This window comes from Oceanobacillus sp. CFH 90083 (genome assembly GCF_009389585.1).
Lineage (GTDB): Bacteria > Bacillota > Bacilli > Bacillales > Amphibacillaceae > Oceanobacillus.
The window spans coordinates 39,610-60,080 of sequence record NZ_VIYG01000005.1 but is presented as its reverse complement, the minus strand read 5'-3'; the positions used below and the strand labels follow the sequence as shown (position 1 = coordinate 60,080).

19 protein-coding genes are annotated in these 20,471 nt (G+C 39.3%); all 19 read left to right on the top strand.

Annotated elements, in window-relative coordinates:
• Nucleotides 1–2 precede the first annotated feature (2 nt).
• The 19 genes from FLK20_RS09020 (at nt 3) to FLK20_RS08930 (ending at nt 20,392) form a co-directional block, all read left to right on the top strand.
• Complete coding sequence (locus tag FLK20_RS09020; protein WP_152656249.1) at nt 3–974, top strand: PhoH family protein; 972 nt, start codon at nt 3–5, stop codon at nt 972–974.
• A gap of 159 nt (nt 975–1,133) precedes the next feature.
• A complete protein-coding gene (locus tag FLK20_RS09015) occupies nt 1,134–3,251 on the top strand; it encodes an HD family phosphohydrolase (protein WP_152656248.1) in 2,118 nt (705 codons plus the stop codon).
• Nucleotides 3,251–3,715 carry an rRNA maturation RNase YbeY gene (gene ybeY, locus FLK20_RS09010; protein WP_152656247.1) on the top strand — a complete coding sequence of 155 codons (465 nt, stop codon included), beginning with the start codon at nt 3,251–3,253 and terminating at the stop codon, nt 3,713–3,715. Before FLK20_RS09015 ends, ybeY begins: the two co-directional genes overlap by 1 nt.
• On the top strand, nt 3,705–4,067 hold the full coding sequence (locus tag FLK20_RS09005) for a diacylglycerol kinase family protein (RefSeq protein ID WP_152656246.1): 363 nt from the start codon (nt 3,705–3,707) through the stop codon (nt 4,065–4,067). The genes ybeY and FLK20_RS09005 overlap by 11 nt, the downstream gene beginning before the upstream one ends.
• A 421-nt stretch (nt 4,068–4,488) precedes the next feature.
• Nucleotides 4,489–5,391 carry a GTPase Era gene (era, locus tag FLK20_RS09000; protein WP_152656245.1) on the top strand — a complete coding sequence of 301 codons (903 nt, stop codon included), beginning with the start codon at nt 4,489–4,491 and terminating at the stop codon, nt 5,389–5,391.
• Nucleotides 5,392–5,585: 194 nt separating this feature from the next.
• Nucleotides 5,586–5,747 (top strand): YqzL family protein, encoded by a 162-nt coding sequence (locus FLK20_RS08995; protein WP_152656244.1) that lies wholly within the window; start codon nt 5,586–5,588, stop codon nt 5,745–5,747.
• Between the two features lie 59 nt (nt 5,748–5,806).
• Nucleotides 5,807–6,550 carry a DNA repair protein RecO gene (gene recO, locus FLK20_RS08990; RefSeq protein ID WP_152656243.1) on the top strand — a complete coding sequence of 248 codons (744 nt, stop codon included), beginning with the start codon at nt 5,807–5,809 and terminating at the stop codon, nt 6,548–6,550.
• 358 nt (nt 6,551–6,908) lie between these two features.
• Entirely contained in the window at nt 6,909–7,787 is an 879-nt protein-coding gene (gene glyQ, locus FLK20_RS08985; RefSeq protein WP_152656242.1) for a glycine--tRNA ligase subunit alpha, read from the top strand.
• A 1-nt stretch (nt 7,788) separates the two neighbouring features.
• Nucleotides 7,789–9,864 (top strand): glycine--tRNA ligase subunit beta, encoded by a 2,076-nt coding sequence (gene glyS, locus FLK20_RS08980; protein WP_152656241.1) that lies wholly within the window; start codon nt 7,789–7,791, stop codon nt 9,862–9,864.
• 198 nt (nt 9,865–10,062) lie between these two features.
• The gene (gene ccpN / locus FLK20_RS08975; RefSeq protein ID WP_152656240.1) at nt 10,063–10,692 is read left to right on the top strand and encodes a transcriptional regulator CcpN; all 630 of its coding nucleotides are present in this window, start codon (nt 10,063–10,065) and stop codon (nt 10,690–10,692) included.
• Between the two features lie 30 nt (nt 10,693–10,722).
• A complete protein-coding gene (locus FLK20_RS08970) occupies nt 10,723–11,535 on the top strand; it encodes a pyruvate, water dikinase regulatory protein (RefSeq protein WP_152656239.1) in 813 nt (270 codons plus the stop codon).
• Between the two features lie 413 nt (nt 11,536–11,948).
• A complete protein-coding gene (gene dnaG, locus FLK20_RS08965) occupies nt 11,949–13,760 on the top strand; it encodes a DNA primase (RefSeq protein ID WP_152656238.1) in 1,812 nt (603 codons plus the stop codon).
• Nucleotides 13,761–13,787: 27 nt separating this feature from the next.
• Nucleotides 13,788–14,903 (top strand): RNA polymerase sigma factor RpoD, encoded by a 1,116-nt coding sequence (gene rpoD, locus FLK20_RS08960; protein WP_152656237.1) that lies wholly within the window; start codon nt 13,788–13,790, stop codon nt 14,901–14,903.
• A 256-nt stretch (nt 14,904–15,159) separates the two neighbouring features.
• Nucleotides 15,160–15,705: a hypothetical protein gene (locus FLK20_RS08955; protein ID WP_152656236.1), complete on the top strand. Its 546-nt coding sequence runs from the start codon at nt 15,160–15,162 to the stop codon at nt 15,703–15,705.
• A 110-nt stretch (nt 15,706–15,815) separates the two neighbouring features.
• Complete coding sequence (locus FLK20_RS08950) at nt 15,816–16,217, top strand: c-type cytochrome (protein WP_152656235.1); 402 nt, start codon at nt 15,816–15,818, stop codon at nt 16,215–16,217.
• Between the two features lie 77 nt (nt 16,218–16,294).
• A complete protein-coding gene (locus FLK20_RS08945) occupies nt 16,295–17,029 on the top strand; it encodes a tRNA (adenine(22)-N(1))-methyltransferase (RefSeq protein WP_152656234.1) in 735 nt (244 codons plus the stop codon).
• The gene (locus tag FLK20_RS08940; RefSeq protein ID WP_152656233.1) at nt 17,010–18,128 is read left to right on the top strand and encodes a Nif3-like dinuclear metal center hexameric protein; all 1,119 of its coding nucleotides are present in this window, start codon (nt 17,010–17,012) and stop codon (nt 18,126–18,128) included. Before FLK20_RS08945 ends, FLK20_RS08940 begins: the two co-directional genes overlap by 20 nt.
• Nucleotides 18,129–18,170: 42 nt before the next feature.
• Nucleotides 18,171–19,484 carry a DEAD/DEAH box helicase gene (locus FLK20_RS08935; RefSeq protein ID WP_152656232.1) on the top strand — a complete coding sequence of 438 codons (1,314 nt, stop codon included), beginning with the start codon at nt 18,171–18,173 and terminating at the stop codon, nt 19,482–19,484.
• An 11-nt stretch (nt 19,485–19,495) separates the two neighbouring features.
• Nucleotides 19,496–20,392: a deoxyribonuclease IV gene (locus FLK20_RS08930; protein ID WP_152656231.1), complete on the top strand. Its 897-nt coding sequence runs from the start codon at nt 19,496–19,498 to the stop codon at nt 20,390–20,392.
• Nucleotides 20,393–20,471: the final 79 nt, after the last annotated feature.

The following is a 20,471-nucleotide window of genomic DNA, read 5'->3' as shown; positions in this document are numbered from 1 at the left end:
TTATGCCCGAAAACTTAGTGGATATTGATTTACAATTAGATGATGCCAATGAAGCTCTTGCTTTATTCGGTACGAATGATAAGCATCTGAAACAACTGGAAGCCTTGCTGGGTGTAGATATTATATCCAGGGGTGAATTAATCCGTGTTTCTGGAGAGCCTCAGGCTGTGCAATTGGTGCAGGAGATTCTTCTGACCATATTAAGCGTTATTCGAAAAGGCCAAACTATTTCGGAGCGGGATGTTGTCTATGCTGTAGAATTAGCAAAAAAAGGTAAAATAAAACAATTTGAAACATTATTTGAAGATGAAATCACCAAAAATTACAAAGGCAAGTCCATCCGTGTCAAAACACTTGGGCAGAAGCAATATATTCAGACGATTAAGTCCAAAGACTTAGTGTTTGGAATTGGTCCGGCCGGAACAGGAAAAACATATTTAGCTGTTGTCATGGCGGTTCATGCTATGAAAAACGGTCTTGTGAAAAAAATCATTTTAACAAGACCAGCAGTAGAAGCAGGAGAAAGCTTAGGTTTTTTACCAGGTGATTTAAAGGAAAAGGTCGATCCTTATTTAAGACCGCTGTACGATGCCCTGCATGATGTACTGGGAGCAGAGCATACGGCGCGTCTAATCGAAAGAGAAACCATTGAAATTGCGCCGCTTGCTTATATGCGCGGCAGAACATTGGACGATGCTTTTGTCATACTGGATGAAGCTCAAAATACGACTCCGGCACAAATGAAAATGTTCTTAACACGTTTAGGATTTGGATCAAAAATGATTATTACAGGAGATATGACACAAATAGATCTTCCAAAAGGAATGACATCCGGACTGAAGGTTGCAGAACGGATGCTGTCTCCCATCGAAGGATTGGCATTTGTACATCTGCAAGCTGCTGATGTTGTACGTCACCCGCTCGTTCAAAAAATAATAAATGCTTACGAAACAGAAGGTGAGAACGAAGGGTGAGACAAAAAAACGTCTCATCCTTGTTGTTCATGATAGATGATCGTTTTATAGACAATACATATTTTTTGCTGGCGGTTATGAGGGCGTTTTACTCAACGGGATGAATACATTACAATCAATGAAATACATGTGGTAAAAAAGTGTAATGGGGTGAAGGTGTTGAAAAAAAGATGGAAGAAAATACTTCCTTTTTTAAAAAAAAGACGTAAATATTTCGTTGCAATAATTCCCGCTCTCCTTATCGGGTCGATTGTTTTTATAACGTTATTAGATAATGTGCGTTCAGATACATATGATATACAGCGCTTTGCTGTTGCCGAAGAGACAATACGTTCGCCGATAACGATTGAAAATACGCAGGAAACAGATCAGCGGATTCGGGAGGCTGTTGATGCTGTACCTGATCGATACAGCATTTCTGAAGAAGTAACAGAGGAACGATTAAATTATATTAATGAAATCTTTGACGCTGTATTGACCATCAAATCGGAGGGGGATGAAGATGGATCAGAGAATATATATCAGGAGGAAGCGGTTGAATTAAGGTCTTTACTTTCAGAAGAAATCAGTTCAGAAATTTCTGAAGAGGTATTCATTTCAATGCTGCAGCAGCCGGAAGCCGCATTAGAGGAAGTGGACACCATATTTTCCCAGAGTCTGGAAAGTGTATTAGAGCAAGGGATACGTGCCGAGAATATTCAATCTGGAATCACAACGATCGAGCGGGATTTAGCTTATTTGGATGTAAACGAAGAATTACTGGAAATTCTAATGGATTTAGCAGATTTTGCTGTAGTGGAAAATTCCTTCTTTGATTATGAGGCAACTGCTCAGGAGAAAAAGGAAGCCGCAACACTTGTCGATCCGGTTGTTATTCGTGCCGGGGAAACGATTGTCCGTGAAGGGCAGACAATTACAAATGAAATATATGAGCAGCTGGAACTCGTAGGCGTCTTATCACAAGAGGGAAATATGTATCCCGTTCTCGCTTTGGGATTTTTGGCGGCTGTTATTGCTTACTTTTTCGGCATGGAATGCTTGCAAATTGCTAAAGATAAGGACTGGAGTATCCTTCCAATCACAGCAACTGTTTTTCTAAGTGCATTGGCTATCTTTGTGATGAAGATTCAAAGTTTTTTCTTTGATCAGTCAAATGCGCTGTATTTAGTCACACCAATGGCTGCTATTGCTATTTTATTAAAAGTATTAATCAGTGATCGTTCAGCAGTACGTCTCAGTATCTTGTATGCTGTATTATCGGCATTTATGTTTAACAGCTATATTCCCGGGATGCTTCATGTAGAAGCTGCTATTTATCTTCTTTTTTCACAGCTTGCTGCCATTATGCTTATGAAGAAGCTAAGTGATCGTCTTGTTATTTTAAAAACAGCCATCGGGTTAATTTTGATTCACTCTGCTGTTATTATTTCATTTTTATTCCTGTCCTTTGAAAAATATACATGGTCTGGTGTTTTTCTATACCTTGGCTTTGGGATTGCGGCGGCATGTCTTTCTGCTATCCTGGCAATCGGTTTATTGCCGGTGTTTGAGAGCTTTTTAGGGATATTGACAGATATGAAGCTTCTGCAGTTGTCTAATCCTAACCAGCCGTTGCTGAAGCGGCTGCTGGTAGAGACACCGGGTACATATCATCATTCTGTAATGGTTGCCAATATCAGTGAGACAGCATGTGAAGCGGTAGGTGCGAACGGCTTACTGGCACGGGTAGGCGCTTATTATCATGATATTGGCAAAACAGTGCGGCCGGGCTTTTTTATTGAAAATCAAATGCCGAATAAAAATCCGCATGACAAGCTGCCGCCAAAGGAAAGTGCAGATATTATTATCCGTCATACAACGGATGGCGCAAATTTGTTAAAAGCGCATAAAATGCCTAAAGAAATTATTGATATAGCAAAGCAGCACCATTCCAATTCTTTGGTTCAATATTTTTATATGAAAGCAAAGGAATTAGATCCTGAAACGGATGAAGCAGATTTTAGATATCCTGGACCAAAGCCGGAAACAAAGGAAACAGCGATTGTCTGTATTTGTGATTCTGTTGAGCCTGCAGTCCGTTCTTTACAAGATCCGACGTCTGAGACGATTGATTCCATTGTTTCATCTATTATTAGCAGTAAAATTTCAGATGGACAATTAGATAACAGTCCGTTAACATTAAAAGAGCTAAAAATCATTCAACATACGGTTTGTGATTCTTTGAAAGGAATTTTCCATTCTAGAATTCAATATCCGAAGAAGGAAGGAGAAAAATAATGCTTATTGATTTTCAGGATGAAACAAATGCGGTGTCTGATCCACATAAAGAGCTGGTTGAAAAACTGCTTACTTTTGCTGGAAAAGAAGAAAAGGTATCAGTCGATGCAGAAATTTCAATCAGTTTTGTGGACAATGAACAAATTCAAATTATCAACAGAGATTATCGGGATAAAGATGAACCGACAGATGTTATTTCGTTTGCGATGCAAGAAATGGAAGAAGAAGAGCTGGAAATTGTTGGTGAGGGATTACCAGTTGTGCTGGGAGATATTATTATTTCAATAGATAAAGCAAAAGAACAAGCTGAAGCTTATCATCACAGCTTTGAGAGAGAGCTGGCCTTTTTAGCACTGCACGGATTCTTACATCTGCTCGGCTATGATCACATGAACGCAGAAGATGAGAAGAAAATGTTTCAGAGACAAGATGAAATTTTAGGTGAATTTGGCATTGAAAGATAAGAAAAGAGTTGTTGGATTCCGTTTTGCTTGGGCGGGGCTAAAAACGGTTGTGAAAAAGGAATCTAATTTTCAATTGCATATGTTAGCTACGATAATTGTCGTTGCAGCAGGTTTCTTTTTCCATCTTTCTCTCATCGAATGGACAGTTATTTTATTAACGATCGGTTTAGTACTTATTACAGAAATGATTAACAGTGTTATTGAGCGGGTGATGGATTTTATTCAGCCTGGTTATGATGAACGTGTAAAGGAAATAAAGGATATCGCAGCAGGTGTAGTTCTTGTGACAGCACTGATATCCGTTGTAGTCGGAATACTTATTTTCGGACCAAAAATAATACAGTTATTCTAATTGCATAGTTCTTACAAAAGAGGTCCCGTATGACCTCTTTTTTATGGAATAATAAAGTATACGCTAGAATCAGCTTCATCTCTTTGTAATAGAAAGCAAAAGAAACATATTTCTTCTAAGATGGGAGCGGATGTTGTCGACTCCTACAGGAAAAGCAACAGGTAGACCTGAGCAGGAAGTGGTCTTCTTCCGAGGAGGCTGAGGCGTTGCCTGTGGACAGCGACTTCCCGTAGCGGACATCTCCTTGGCAAGAACACTTAAGGTTTTAAAGACTAAGTGCTCTTCTTAGTTTTTCTTTAACCTTTTGCTCAAAAAAGCATTGAATTTGTATCATTGTTAAAGGTTTTGTCGATATAGTGAAACCATCTTAAAAATGTAGTATGATAGGAAGCAAACAATAGAAATTCGGAGGAACAAAAGCATGACAAACAATTTTAAATCAGGGTTTATCGCTATTATTGGCAGGCCGAACGTTGGAAAATCAACTTTCATGAATCGGGTAATTGGCCAAAAAATAGCTATCATGAGTGATAAGGCTCAAACAACACGAAATAAAATACAAGGTGTTCTGACAACAAAGGAATATCAAATGATTTTCATTGATACACCGGGAATTCATAAACCGAAGCACCGATTAGGTGATTTTATGGTACAGGTAGCAGAGAATACATTGAATGAAGTGGATAATGTTTTATTTATGATCAATGCAGACGAGGGGTACGGCCGCGGGGATCAATATATTATTGATTTACTGAAAAAAGTAAATCAGCCGGTTTACCTGGTGATTAATAAAATCGATAAAATTCCACCGGAAAAACTGATACAGTTAATCGACCAATACAAAGACCTTTATGAATTTGAGGAAATTATTCCAATTTCTGCATTAGAAGGAAATAATGTTAATCATTTGTTAGAAGTACTTGCGGATAAAATGTCAGAAGGGCCACAGTATTACCCGACAGATCAGGTCACAGATCATCCGGAAAGATTTATTATTTCTGAACTGATCCGCGAGAAGGTATTGCACCATACGAAGGAAGAAATTCCGCATTCGATTGCTGTTGTCATTGAAAATATAGAGAAGAACGAAAATGAAAAATTATTAGTACAAGCAACGATTGTAACAGAAAGAAGCTCTCAAAAGGGTATTCTCATCGGTAAGCAGGGGAGCATGCTGAAAAAGATCGGTCAGCAGTCCCGCCGTGATATTGAAGCATTACTTGGCTCAAAGGTATATTTAGAACTTTGGGTAAAGGTGAAAAAAGATTGGCGAAACAAACAGAACCAATTACATGAATATGGTTTCCGGCTTGATGAGTATTAAAAGCGGTATTCACTTGTAACTTGTTATTTCGATTTTTGAACATTCTCGTAAAGATGGTAATTTTTTATACTAATGAAAACAATAAAATCGAACCAACCTATAAAAGAAGCGGGAAGTTAATGTCAAGATTAGGTTGTCCTTTTAACAAACAGCTGTGGTGTAGTGAGAAAATAATTTGAAAGGTGGGGTTTCTTGTGCTGGATGTTACATGGAATTTGTTTTATCAAACAGGAAACATTGAAACCTATTTATTATTAAAAGAACTGGAACAGCAAGGAGAAGCAGGCAGGGAGCAGGAACAGAATGAACCAACCCGATCTTCTGGCGGTGAAAGTATCGATTTGCCATCTGTGTAATCATGCCGATTTTTAGTTTTAGCGTGTGTTCAATATTAAGTAAGGCCGGGTGATCGAGAATGCTGGAACAGATAGATGGTATAGTATTAAAAACAAAAGATTATGGTGAAACGCATAAATTAGTGACAATCTACAGCGGGAAGTTTGGAAAGTTCCAAGCACTGGCAAAAGGGGCGAAAAAACCAAAAAGTCGGATGGCTGCTGTTACCCAGCCATTCGTTTTTGCCCGTTTTTTTGTTTATCTTGGCAGTGGATTGAGCACGATCCAGCAGGGAGAATTATTAAACTCACATCGTACGATACGTGAAGATTTCGTGAAAACGGCTTATTGCTCCTATATTGCAGAGCTTACAGATAAGCTTGTGGAAAATAAAAATACCAATTCGTACATGTTTAAGCAATTTCAGCAAACCATAGAGTGGATTGAAGAGCATGATCAAGCTGAAATTCCAATAATGATGTATGAATTAAAGCTTTATAAAACAGCTGGATTTGCCCCCGTTTTAAATCAGTGTATAAATTGCGGGTCAACACAGCAGCCTTTTGAGTTTTCTGTCGTGGAGGGTGGCTTTTTATGCCCTAAATGTCGCCATATGGACCCGGAAGCAATAGGACTTTCTCCCAGATTGGCTAAGCTTTTATATCTATTTTCTGAAGTGGAATTAGAACGCATCGGGACCATCCAAATGAAGCCGGAAAATGTGAAAATGCTCCAAGAGATTTTAAAAGCTTACTATGATCGCTACGGAGGATATTTCATTAAATCACGAAAGTTTTTGGACCAGCTGGATTTATTTAAGTAATAATTGACAAGTCAAGGGCTGATAGAGTATGATTTGTACATATATCTTATACAGGATTGTTAGCAAATAGTCGTTACAATGATGAAGAAAAGTACTGAGGTATTTTCTGTAACCAAGCGAGTCTGGAATGGTGTGAGCCAGATATATAGAAACTTTAGGAAGGAACTTCGGAGTAACAGCAATGAAAAGAGGCTCTTGTAAAATAAGGGCAAATAGGGTGGAACCGCGGTTTTGAGCCGTCCCTATGTCTGTTTTAATGACAGGCATAGGGACGGCTTTTCTGATTGATTTCACCTGATTCAAAGGATGTTGCGGACTTAATATTAAATTTTTAATCCATTAAAGGAGTGTGGAGTAGATGAATATTCAAGAAATGATTTTAACTTTGCAAAATCATTGGTCAGATCAAAACTGTATTTTAATGCAGGCATATGACACAGAAAAAGGTGCGGGAACAATGTCTCCGATGACGCTGCTGCGAAGTCTTGGACCAGAGCCGTGGAATGTTGCTTATGTAGAGCCTTCCAGACGTCCGGCGGATGGAAGGTACGGGAAAAATCCGAATCGTCTGTATCAGCATCATCAGTTTCAGGTTATTATGAAGCCTTCTCCCGCGAATATTCAGGAGCTGTATTTAGAGTCTTTGAAAAAACTTGGGATTGACCCGCTGAAGCATGATATTCGCTTTGTAGAAGACAATTGGGAGAATCCGACACTTGGTGCAGCAGGCCTTGGCTGGGAAGTATGGCTGGATGGGATGGAAATTACGCAGTTTACCTATTTCCAGCAAATCGGCGGTTTAGAAGCGAGCCCTGTTACTGTTGAATTGACATATGGAATTGAGCGGCTTGCTTCTTATATTCAAGATAAGGAAAATGTGTTTGACTTAGAGTGGAATAATGGTGTGACGCTCCGTGATATTTTCTACCAGCCGGAATATGAGCATTCTGTCTATACCTTTGAAACTTCAAATACAGATATGCTATTTGATTTATTTATGAAATATGAACAGGAAGCAAAAACAACTATGGAGCAAGGACTTGTTTTCCCGGCATATGACTACGTTTTAAAATGCTCACATACCTTTAATCTCTTAGACGCCAGAGGGGTTATTTCTGTAACAGAAAGAACAGGCTATATCAGCCGTATCCGTAACCTGGCACGCAGTATTTCAAAAATTTATGTGCAAGAGCGCGAAAAATTAGGTTTTCCAATGCTGAAAGAGGAGGCGAACTAGGATGGCACAGGATGTATTGATTGAAATTGGATTAGAGGAGCTGCCGGCTCGTTTTATCGATGATGCGGAAGCCCAAGTATTAGCTAAAACCAAGAAATGGCTGGAGGATCAGCGCATTTCCTATTCATCTGCGGTTTCTTTTTCAACTCCCCGAAGGCTGGCTGTCCTTATAAATGAGGTGGCAGAGAGCCAGACATCGATGGAAGAAGAAGCAAAAGGACCTGCCTTAAAGATTGCACAAGATGATCAGGGGAATTGGACAAAAGCCGCAGAAGGTTTTACAAAAGGCCAAGGAAAAACAACGGACGATATTTATGTAAAAGAGATCAAAGGAACAGCTTATATTTATGTAAAAAAATATATCGAAGGAAAAACAGTGCAATCTCTGCTTCCGGAATTTAAGGATATAATCGAGTCGATTACATTTGGTAAAAACATGCGCTGGGCAAATGAAACATTACGCTATGCAAGACCAATCCGCTGGTTGGTTGCACTTTATGGTAATGAAGTGATTCCATTTGAAATCGCTCATGTGAAAACTGGAAACTTCACATATGGACATCGCTTCCTTAGCGGTAAGCTGACAATAGAGGAGCCAAAACAATATGAACAGCTCTTAAGAGATCATTATGTGATTGCTGACGCTAAAAAGCGGGAAAAGCAGATTGTTGAACAGCTTGAGGTATTAGAGGAAAAGAATGGTTTTCAAATTCCGGTTGAGCAGCAGCTTTTGAAGGAAGTGAAAAACCTGGTGGAATACCCTACAGCCTTTGTCGGCAGTTTCGCTGATTCTTTCTTAGAATTGCCGAATGAAGTCCTTATTACGTCGATGGCTGAGCATCAGCGTTATTTCCCAGTTGAACGGGATGGCGAGCTGCTGCCTAAATTTGTCGGCGTAAGAAATGGTGACGATTATGAGCTGGAGACAGTTATTCGGGGAAACGAGAAGGTGCTACGGGCACGTCTTGCGGATGCAGAATTCTTTTTTGAAGAGGACAAAAAGCTTTCAATTGATTACTTCCAGAAAAAGCTTACTCGTGTTGTATTTCAAGAAAAGCTTGGTACGTATACAGAGAAAGTAAATCGTGTCAAAAAAATTGCTAATCACTTGGCAGAAGAGCTTGCTTTGAATGAAATCAAAGAAGTTGCCCGTGCAGCTGAAATCAGTAAATTTGATTTAATGACAAATATGGTAAATGAATTCACGGAGCTGCAGGGGGTGATGGGTGAAAAATATGCTTCCTATTTTGGGGAAGCAAAAGAAGTATCCCAAGCAATTCGCGAGCATTATTTACCGAAGCAGTCTCATGGAGAGCTTCCGGCAAGTCCGGTTGGTGCGGTACTGAGTGTTGCTGATAAGATAGATACCATTGCAGGATGTATCAGTGTCGGACTAATCCCGAGCGGTTCCCAGGATCCATATGGTTTAAGAAGGCAGGCCATGGGAATTTTACGTATTTTAAAGGATCAAAATTGGGATATAACAGTAGAATCCTGTATTGCATATGCCCTATCTGTATTAGAAGGTGCCGGTTTAACAGTAAATGCTTCTGCAAAAGAAGATTTACGAGCATTTTTTGCTTCCCGTGCCGAATATTTAATGCGTGAAGAAAATATTGAAGCAGATATCATTCATGCTGTTGTAGATAATCAACTAGGTGTATTTCATTTTGCAGTAGATAAAGCACATGTTTTATCTGTTAAAAAAGCGGATGCCCAATTTAAAATGTCACAGGAAGCGCTCGTTCGAGTGTTGAACCTTGAAGGCAAGGTAGAGGATAAAAATCATAAGATCAATCCTGCACTCTTCCAGACAGAATCAGAAAAAGTATTATATGAAGCTGTGAAAACAGTAAAATCAAGCTATGCCGAGCAGCTGGAAGCGCAAAACAGTGCGGAGGCACTACAGCTGCTGACAGACCTTGCAGATGATATTCATGCATTCTTTGACCAAAATATGATTATGGATGATAATGAAGAAGTAAGAAAAAACCGTCTCTCGATCATTCATGAGCTTTCCGTACTGATCCTGCAATACGCAGACTTGCGCAAAGTGGCATGGAAGCAGCATGCATAAGTTCTATACTTTCTAAAAGATTAAAAAAGGAATTTCGGTGAATAAAGTCGAATAATAATAACATACCATGCTTTAAGAGGATGTTTGAGATGAAGCAAGCATGGTATGTATCCTTCATATATACCAATTTTGAGGAAATCAGCAATAGAAATCATATTGCTCATTTGTCAATAATGCGGCAGTATAGGTGGTGAAAAAGTGGACTTATCGAACAGACAGCAGCGAATTATAGAAATAGTGAAGGCAGATGGTCCTATTACTGGTGAGCAAATAGCAGATCAGCTTGCCTTGACCCGTGCTACATTAAGGCCGGATCTAGCTATTTTGACAATGGCTGGTTTTTTAGATGCACGCCCTCGTGTAGGCTACTTTTATACAGGTAAAACAGGTTCGGAATTGTTAACAGAAAAGATCAAACGATATAAGGTTCATGAATTTCAGCAGGTTCCTGTCGCTGTGAATGAAAAGGTGTCTGTATACGATGCCATATCAACCATGTTCCTGGAAGATGTCGGTACGCTTTTTGTTGTGGATGAAAATGCATGTCTGGCGGGGGTGCTTTCCCGGAAAGACTTATTACGTGCAAGCATGGGCAGACAAGATTTAAGCTCGATACCTGTACCAATTATCATGACAAGAATGCCCAATATTACAGTTTGCCGCAAAAATGACTTGCTTATCGATGTAGCCCATCAGCTTATATCCAAGCAAATTGATGGTGTCCCTGTCGTAAAAGACACAGAAGATGGTCTTGAGGTTATCGGTCGGATCACAAAAACAACGATAACAAAACTGCTGGTTGAATTAACGATTGAAAATACAATTTAATTTCTTAGAAGCTAAGGGGAGGATGTCGAGATGACGGAGCAGCAAGTTATTTATGTATTATCTGATTCTGTTGGGGAAACAGCCGAGTTGGTAATGAAAGCAGGCTTAAGCCAATTCAAAAGCGGAGATTACAAAATTCAGCGTGTTCCTTATGTAGAAGATAAAGAAACGATTGATGAATTCCTGCAACAGGCAAAATTAAATTCAAGTCTTGTCGGTTTTACATTGATTGACCCGGAGCTGCGTGCCTATTTAAACAAGCGCGCATCAGAAATAGAGATTGAAGTGATTGATATTATGGGTCCAACAATGGATGCCATGGAGCGCGTGTTTAGCGATCGGCCAAGGTTGGAGGCTGGACTTGTTCATAAATTAGATGAAGATTATTTTAAAAAGATTGAAGCGATTGAATTTGCTGTCAAATACGATGATGGCAGAGACCCAAGAGGAATTACCCGGGCGGATATTGTATTAATAGGTGTTTCCAGAACGTCAAAGACCCCGTTATCTCAATTTTTGGCACATAAGCGTTTTAAAGTGGCAAATGTTCCGATTGTTCCAGAGGTGGATCCGCCGGAAGAACTGATGATGGTTGACCCTAAAAAATGTATCGGTCTGCGTATATCTTCAGAAAAGCTGAATGGTATTCGGAAAGAGCGGCTAAAAGCGCTGGGACTCGGCGATCAGGCAACCTATGCAAATGTAAATAGAATTGAACAGGAATTGGAATTTTTCAATGAAGTCGTTGAGAAAATTGGCTGCCCTGTCATCGATGTTTCTCATAAAGCAGTAGAGGAAACAGCTAATCAAATTATTAGGATGTGGCAAAGCAGACAAGCATAAGAGTATAGACACAAAGTAATTCATTTCATAAAACCACTTGAAAAGCATTCTGTATGCAGCGATCACGGAATGTTTTTCTTTTTTAATAGATTTCCATGCAAATTAATAGAATTCTATTAAAAAATATATTATAATGGTAAATCGTATGAGCAGATTTAAATAAAATGCAATTTTAATCATAATTTGCTCAAAAAAAGAAGGAATCTATGTATCCTTTGTAGAATCTATGTTAAGGCTATTTTTTTTGAGAATAAGGAAAAAATATGTCGAATAATCAGTGAAGGAACAATAGCAGTTTAAAAAGGAGGATTTTGTACACTCTCTCTAAAATGTGTGTTCAAAAATTCGATGCGTCGTTTTTGTTGGACTTTTGAACATCCTCTAAAAAACAAATAGAATAGTTGGTGGTAACTATGGCTAATCAAATACCTGAACCAATTATTGAAGAAGTGAAAAAATCCAATGATATTGTCGACGTCATTGGAGAGTACATTCAATTAAAAAAACAAGGTAAAAACTATTTTGGTTTATGCCCTTTTCACGGTGAAAATACGCCCTCATTCTCGGTTACTCAAGAAAAACAGATTTTTCATTGCTTTGGCTGCGGCAAAGGTGGAAATGTTTTTTCGTTTTTGATGGAAATGGAGAATTTTACATTTTATGAGGCGCTAAAGCATTTAGCCGATCGCAGTGGAGTGGAGCTGCCAACAGCATCACTCAGAAAAGAAACCTCAATGTCAGAGGAAACAGAGCAAATGCTCTCGGCATATGAATGGTTAACGAAATTGTATCATCATCTCATAAAGTATCAAAAAGATGGGAAGGATGGATTAGAGTATCTGACTAGCCGCGGGCTTACAAAAGAGACGTTAGAAGAATTTCAGATTGGGTATGCGCCCGATAAGCGTGATTTTACTTCAAGATTTCTGACACAAAAAGGATATTCTAAACCATTACTTTTGAAAAGCGGTATTTTAGCAGGAAACGATAATAATGAAGTCATTGACCGTTTTCGGGGCAGGATTATTTTTCCCATACGTAATGCACTGGGACGTACTGTCGGTTTTGGAGGCAGGACATTGCAGGATGACAGCGGTCCAAAGTATTTAAACAGCTCAGAAGGGGAGCTTTTTCAAAAAAGTAAGCTTTTATATAACTTTGATTTGGCAAAGCGCCATATTCGAAAGGAAAATGAAGCTGTATTAATGGAAGGCTATATGGATGTGATTTCCGCCTACCAGGCTGGCGTTAAGAATGTTGTCGCTACGATGGGGACTGCTTTGACAGAAACGCAGGCCAAGCTTTTGAATCGCTATGTGGACACCGTTATTATTTGTTTTGATGGTGATAGTGCAGGGATAGAAGCCCGTTATAAGTCGGCGCTTTTATTACAGACGGTTGGCTGTGATGTCCGTATTGCGAATTTAGATGCTAAAGAGGATCCCGACAGTTACATCCGGCAGCATGGCGGGGAAGCTTTTAGAGAAAAGGTTCTGCGTACAAGTGACAGTTATATGAGTTTCTTTATGCGGTATCAGCGCAGACACTTTAATCTGCAGCTGGAAAGTGAGCGTATTGAATATATCGAACGCGTTTTAAAAGAACTTTCCATGATTGAGAGTGCGCTTGAACGGGAATATTATATTCAGGAATTGCATAAGGAATTTGACTTGTCTGTAGACACGCTGATGAATCAGCTGAACCAGTATCAAAAAAGAGTTCCTGCTTCGAAGGATAATCAAAGTAATAAGAGTTATACTAATTCATATGTACCTGTAAATAAGAAAAGGTTATATCCGGCATATATTAATGCAGAAAAAAAAATCATATCCTATATGCTTCAGGATGCTCATATAGCTGATAAAGTACAATATGAGCTGGGAGCCGGATTTAATGTAAATGACCATAAAATTGTGGCAACGCATTTGTATGCATTTTATGAAGAAGGAAACGCACCAGATATTAGTTTATTTATGGAGAGACTGTCTGATCAGCATCTGAAGAATCAAGTGATTGAACTTGCTATGTCCAGTGATGTGCAGAACAGCACAGAGGAAGAAATTGATGATTACTTACGAATGATTCTTCGGGAGGCTAATCAAAATCAAGCAAAAAAAAGCTTAAAAGAGCAGCAGAAAAAAGCGGAACAGGAAAATGACCCTTTGGAGGCTGCGCGTTTGGCAATGGAGCTAATCCAGCTGCAGAAGCAAAAAAATGAAAATTAATTCAACAATTTGGAAGGAGGGGGACTCATGGCCGAACAAAAACCTTCGCATATGAAAGAATCCGAACTGACCTTAGAGCAGGCAAAAGAAAAATTAGTTGATATGGGTAAGAAGCGCGGAACGCTTGCTTATGAAGAAGTGGCTGACGGTTTATCTAATTTTGACATGGAACCCGAACAAATGGATGAGTTTTATGAGTACCTGGAAGAACAGGGTGTCGATGTGCTAGGTGAGTCTGAGGATGACCCCGAAATGCAGAAAATCGCAAAAGAGGAGGAAATTAATCTTAATGATCTCAGTGTACCATTAGGGATTAAGATTAATGATCCTGTTCGTATGTATTTAAAAGAAATAGGCAGGGTAGATTTACTTTCTGCAGCAGAGGAGATTGAACTTGCTTCCCGGATCGAAGAAGGAGATAGCGAAGCAAAAAGAAGATTAGCCGAGGCAAATCTGCGTCTCGTTGTCAGCATAGCCAAACGGTATGTTGGACGGGGGATGCTTTTCTTAGATTTAATTCAGGAAGGAAACATGGGTCTGATTAAAGCTGTTGAGAAGTTTGACTACCGTAAAGGGTTTAAATTCAGTACCTATGCTACATGGTGGATCAGACAAGCTATAACTCGTGCTATTGCAGACCAGGCCCGTACCATCCGTATCCCGGTTCATATGGTGGAAACCATTAATAAATTAATCCGCGTGCAGCGTTCCCTGCTGCAAGACTTGGGGCGTGAGCCGACACCGGAAGAAATTGGGGAGGAAATGGAACTAAGCCCTGACAAGGTCCGCGATATTCTAAAAATCGCCCAGGAACCGGTATCCTTAGAAACGCCGATCGGAGAAGAAGATGACTCCCACTTAGGAGATTTCATTGAGGATCAGGAAGCTATTTCGCCATCAGACCATGCTGCCTATGAATTATTAAAAGAACAGCTGGAAGATGTATTGGACACATTAACAGACAGAGAAGAAAATGTGCTCCGGCTCCGCTTTGGATTAGATGATGGCAGAACGAGGACGCTTGAGGAAGTTGGAAAAGTATTTGGTGTCACCAGAGAACGTATCCGGCAAATTGAAGCAAAAGCATTGCGTAAATTAAGACATCCAAGCAGGAGCAAACGATTAAAGGATTTCCTTGATTAAGAAGTAATTCAATTCAATCGTAAAAGATGTGCAAAAAGCCCTTTTTAATCGGACTTTTTGAACATGCAATAGTAAATTAATTTTATATATACCAGGTGATGGAATGTGCAGGTCAATCTTTATCAGCTTGCATATTCCAGTTATTATTTGTATGAACGAATAGGTGCTGCGTCAGGTTTCGGCAAAATAATAACAAATTCCTTTAAGAAAACAGCCTCTAACATACAAGTATAGATGAAGCTTTTGAGGTGGATGTATGAATAACCAGGAAAAAAATCAATTGATTATCCGGGAAATACTAAAATGGAAAGAAAATCGTCTGCTGCCGGAGGAACAATGTGATTTTTTATTAGCGTTGTATACCAGAGGCGGGGAAATAAAATTAAAAAATAAACAGAGTATATGGTCACCTGTTGGTAAAAAAATTCACTTTGCTATTGTTTTATTCGTTTTAGGAAGCGTTATCTTTTTAGATTATGACGATCAATTGTCCTGGTATATCATGGCAGGTATTCTAAGCGTTGTTTTCATGATAAATATGCTGATCTACTTAAAAGTGGGAAAGAATAGTTCCCGGAGATATCGCTATTTATTTCTATTTATTCAATTTTTATATGTTCTACAGCTGTCTATTTGTATATTTGAAGCGGTAGGCTTAGGGGAGTATATTAATTTTGTTATTATTGCTAATGGAATAGGCTGGGGTGTTGTTGGATATTTGAAAAAACTGCCTATTTTTTATTATACAGGGCTTGCTCTGGCTCTAAGTGTCATAACTTATGTCGTTTTCTTTACACTTTAAAAAAGCATCCAATTAATATCAAGGATAAGCCTTTAAAAATTATTAAATTTCGAGTAAACTAATAGTAGTATGAATTTATTAATATTTGTGTTACATAAGGAGGAAGCGTAATGAAAAAGAATCCGGTTATACCATATGCAATTATTGCCGGGCTGGGGCTGATTGCAGTCATTATTATTTCAGTAATTGGTATTGATCAGAGACAGGCTATTCAAGATGCCGAAGAAAATGGAGAAGAGCAAACAGAACAGGCTGAGGGCGGCGAAGAAGGCGGTGAGTCTACTTCTGCTAATGCTGGTGAAGAGGTATATCAAAATAACTGTGTAAGCTGTCATGGCCAAGATTTAGCAAGCGGCTCTGCGCCAGATTTAACTCAGATTGGAAGTACCTACTCTCAGGAAGAAATTGCAGATATTATTGCAAATGGAACGGATGGAGGTATGCCTGCTTTCCCACAGCTTCAAGGTGAAGATTTAGACGCACTTAGTGAGTGGTTAAGTGAGCATCAATAATATATAATGGAAGAAATGAAAGCTTTCTGTACGAATCAGAAAGCTTTTCTTATTGTAGAAATAAAGGAGAAAATGCAATGAACCAACATATTCCACTTTCAAATCGTTTAAAAAAAGTGGCTGATTATCTGCCGCAGGGAGCTGACTTTGCAGATATCGGATCAGACCATGCGTATCTGCCTGCCTATGTCTGCCTGAGAGATAAAACAGCAAGAGCCGTTGCTGGCGAAGTGAACCAGGGGCCTTTAGACAGTGCAAAAAAAACGATTCAATTTCATCAATTAGAAGAACGGATTGATGCCCGTTTGGGAAATGGTTTAGCTGTCTTAAAGGAAGGAGAGGCGAAGCAAATTGTGATTGCAGGAATGGGCGGGTCATTAATTACTTCCATCTTAGAGAACGGTACAGCGATTGCTAAATCTGCTGGAAGAATTATTGCACAGCCTAATGTAGATGCAAGAGCAGTCAGACAATGGTTTGACCAAAACGGTTTTATATTGATAGCAGAAGAAATCGTGGACGAACAAGGTCATATTTATGAAATTCTTGTTGCTGACCGTAATACGGCTGCACCTTCACCATACAATGATAATCAGCAAATAAAGGAAAAGCAATTTTTATTGGGTCCCTATTTGTTATATGAAAAAAATCCTGCTTTTGTAAAGAAATGGACATATGAGGAAGCCAATCTGGAGCGAATCATTTCACAAATGAAGCAAGCCAAACAAATAAATCATGAAAAAATATCTGATTTCCAAACAGAATTACGTTGGATAAAGGAGGAGCTTTATCATGAAGGAACAAACACTTAAACATGCTGATTTTTTTCAAATAATGGATAGCTGGGCACCTGCAAATCTGGCCTATCACTGGGATAATATCGGATTACAGACAGGGAGGTTTCATGACACGACTTCTCGTATTTTAGTAACACTGGATGTGACAGAAGAGGTGGTGGATGAAGCAGTTGAAAAAGAAGCAAACCTGATTATTGCGCACCATCCTTTACTATTTCAGCCTTTGAAGCAAATAAATGTTGATCACCCTAAGGGGCGGGTACTGCAAAAGCTTTTAAAAAATGATATTACCGTTTTTGCGGCACACACGAATTTAGATATTGCAGAGGGCGGTGTCAATGACTTACTAAGTGATGCCATTGGTCTAAAGAACAAAGAGCCTTTAGAGGTTTTGGAGCAGGAGTCTTTGCTTAAGGTGGTTGTTTTTGTTCCAGATTCACATGTACAGGAATTACGCGAAGCTTTACATGAAGGCGGCGCAGGACAAATTGGTGACTACAGTCACTGCACCTTTCAAACTGCTGGACAAGGTACATTCCGTCCATCAGAAGAGGCTAATCCGTATATTGGCAAGCAGAATAAGCTAACCTATGTGGAGGAAAAGAAATTAGAAGCAGTGGTGCCTAAGAGCAATCTTGCTAAGGTTATGGAAGCAATTCATTCCGCTCACCCTTACGAAGAGCCGGCCTATGATATGTATCCCTTGGAAAACAAAGGATCATCGATTGGTATTGGTCGCTTTGGTGTATTGGAACAATCCGTGCCAATGAAAGAATTTGTTGAAAAGGTGAAAGAGCATTTAGACATGTCGACTGTGCGTGTTTCTGGTAATATAGAAAAGAATGTAAAAAGAGTTGCTGTTTTGGGTGGCAGTGGAGAAAAATATGTGCGCCATGCATTAAGGAAAAAAGCAGATGTCTATATTACAGGAGATATGACCTTTCATGCTGCTCAGGATGCGGAACAGCTGGGCCTGACAGTTATTGATGCAGGGCACTATATTGAAAAGATTATGAAAGCAGCAGCACGGAATAGGCTGATACAGGAAATTCCTGCATTCCAATCAAAAATATATGTATCTGAAGTGAATACAGATCCGTTCATATTTGTGTGAAAATAGATGAAAAAAGAAAAGTTAATACAAGGAGGGAAACAGATGAGAAAAACATTTGCAGAATTATCTTTGAATACAGGTATCCAGCAAATTATTCAAGGGCTTCAATTTAGAAAGCCGACAGAGATTCAGGAACAGGTGATTCCGGCTATCCTGGATGGAAAAAGTGTGATTGGTCAATCAAGAACGGGCTCAGGCAAATCGCATGCTTTTTTATTGCCGCTGTTTCAAAAACTGGACGAAAACCAAAAGAAAGTGCAGTTTGTTATTACAGCACCAACAAGAGAGCTGGCAACACAGCTTTATAACGAAGTAAGAAAAATCATTACCATTGCAGATAAAACCGAAAAATGGACAGCAAAGCTGCTTGTTGGCGGCACAGATAAACAAAAATCAATTGAAAAATTAAAAACGCCGCCAATGATTGTTGTAGGGACACCTGGACGAATTTTAGATCTAGTAAAAGATGGGGCATTATCGGTATATAGTGCGGAAACCTTTGTCATTGATGAGGCAGACTTAATGCTTGATTTAGGCTTTATTGAGGAAGTCGACCAATTATTAGTACGCTCGAAACAGGATATCCAGCTGCTGGTTTTCTCAGCAACTATTCCGCAACGGCTGCAGCATTTCTTTAAAAAATATTTGAGGAATCCGGAATATATTAAAATTGAAGAGCATTTTTCTCCAGAAACGATGGAGCATCGGCTTATCCGGAAAAAGCATCGTGATGAGGCAAAGGTTATTTGGGATATATCTCAGACGATCCATCCATACTTAGCCTTAATTTTTACAAATGGGAAGCAGCAGGCAAATGAATTGGCAGAGGCACTTGAAGGATACGGTTTAAATGTTGGTGTCATTCACGGCGGTTTAACTCCTCGGGAGAGAAAACGTGTTTTAAAAGAAATCCAGCAGCTGCGTTATCAATATGTGGTTGCAACAGATTTAGCTTCACGAGGAATCGATATTAAGGGAGTAAGCCATGTCATTAACGCACAGCTGCCAAAAGAGGAGCATTTTTATGTTCACCGTGTCGGCAGAACAGCCAGAGCTGGATTAGAAGGTACAGCTGTCAGCATCTATTCTGAAGAGGATGCCCGTTTAATTGAAAGATTAGAGCAGAAAGGTCTGGAATTTTCTTTTGTAGAAGTAAAGAACGGAGAATGGACAGAGGATAAATCCTGGAATGAGAGACAGCGTCGTAAAACGGCAGATACAAGTACAGACCGGGAAGCTTGGAAACGGGTAAGAAAAGCAAAGAAAGTAAAGCCGGGCTATAAGAAAAAGCAGAAGCAGCAGCAACAGCAGATTAAAAGACAGATGACGAAAGAACAAAGAAGGAAGAAGCGCTAGGAGGAATAAATATGGTGAAAATAGGTTCTCATGTTTCGATGAATGGTAAAAAGATGTTATTAGGCTCCAGTGAAGAGGCGGCTTCATACGGGGCAAATACATTTATGATCTATACAGGTGCACCGCAAAATACCAGAAGAAAGCCGATTGAAGAGTTAAATATTGAAGCGGGATTAGAGCATATGAAGGCTCACGGAATAGCTGATATTGTCGTACATGCACCGTACATTATTAATATTGGAAATACAGTAAAGCCGGAGACGTTTGAATTAGGTGTTAATTTCCTGCGGAGAGAAATCGAGCGTACAGAAGCTCTGGGAGCAAAGCAGATTGTCCTCCATCCGGGAGCGCATGTCGGAGAAGGTCCGGAAAAGGGAATTCCTAAGATTATTGAAGGATTAAATGAAGTGCTTGAACAGAAAAATGATGTCCAAATTGCTTTAGAAACAATGGCTGGAAAAGGTTCTGAAATGGGACGGACATTTGAAGAGCTCGCTGAAATTATTTCCGGTGTAACGCATAATGAACAGCTTTCGGTTTGTATGGATACCTGCCATATTCATGACGCAGGCTATGATGTTGTCAATGATTTTGATGGTGTGTTAAATACATTTGATAAAATTGTTGGATTGGACCGTCTGAAAGTCGTCCATGTAAATGACAGTAAAAATGACTGCGGGGCACATAAAGACCGTCATGAAAATATCGGCTTTGGTTATATCGGCTTTGATGCATTGCATAAAGTTGTTCATCATCCACAGCTGAGTGAGCTGCCTAAAATTCTCGAAACACCTTATGTTGGTACAGATAAAAAGAATAAAAAAGCACCGTACAAGTATGAAATAGCCATGCTGCGTGAAGGGGATTTCCAGGATAATTTAAAGGAAATTATTATGGAAGGTAAATAAATAAAAAGATGAGCATCCTGTTGATGGGAATGCTCATCTTTTTTACACTTTAAGAAAAAGTGTAAAGTATACGTGCAGC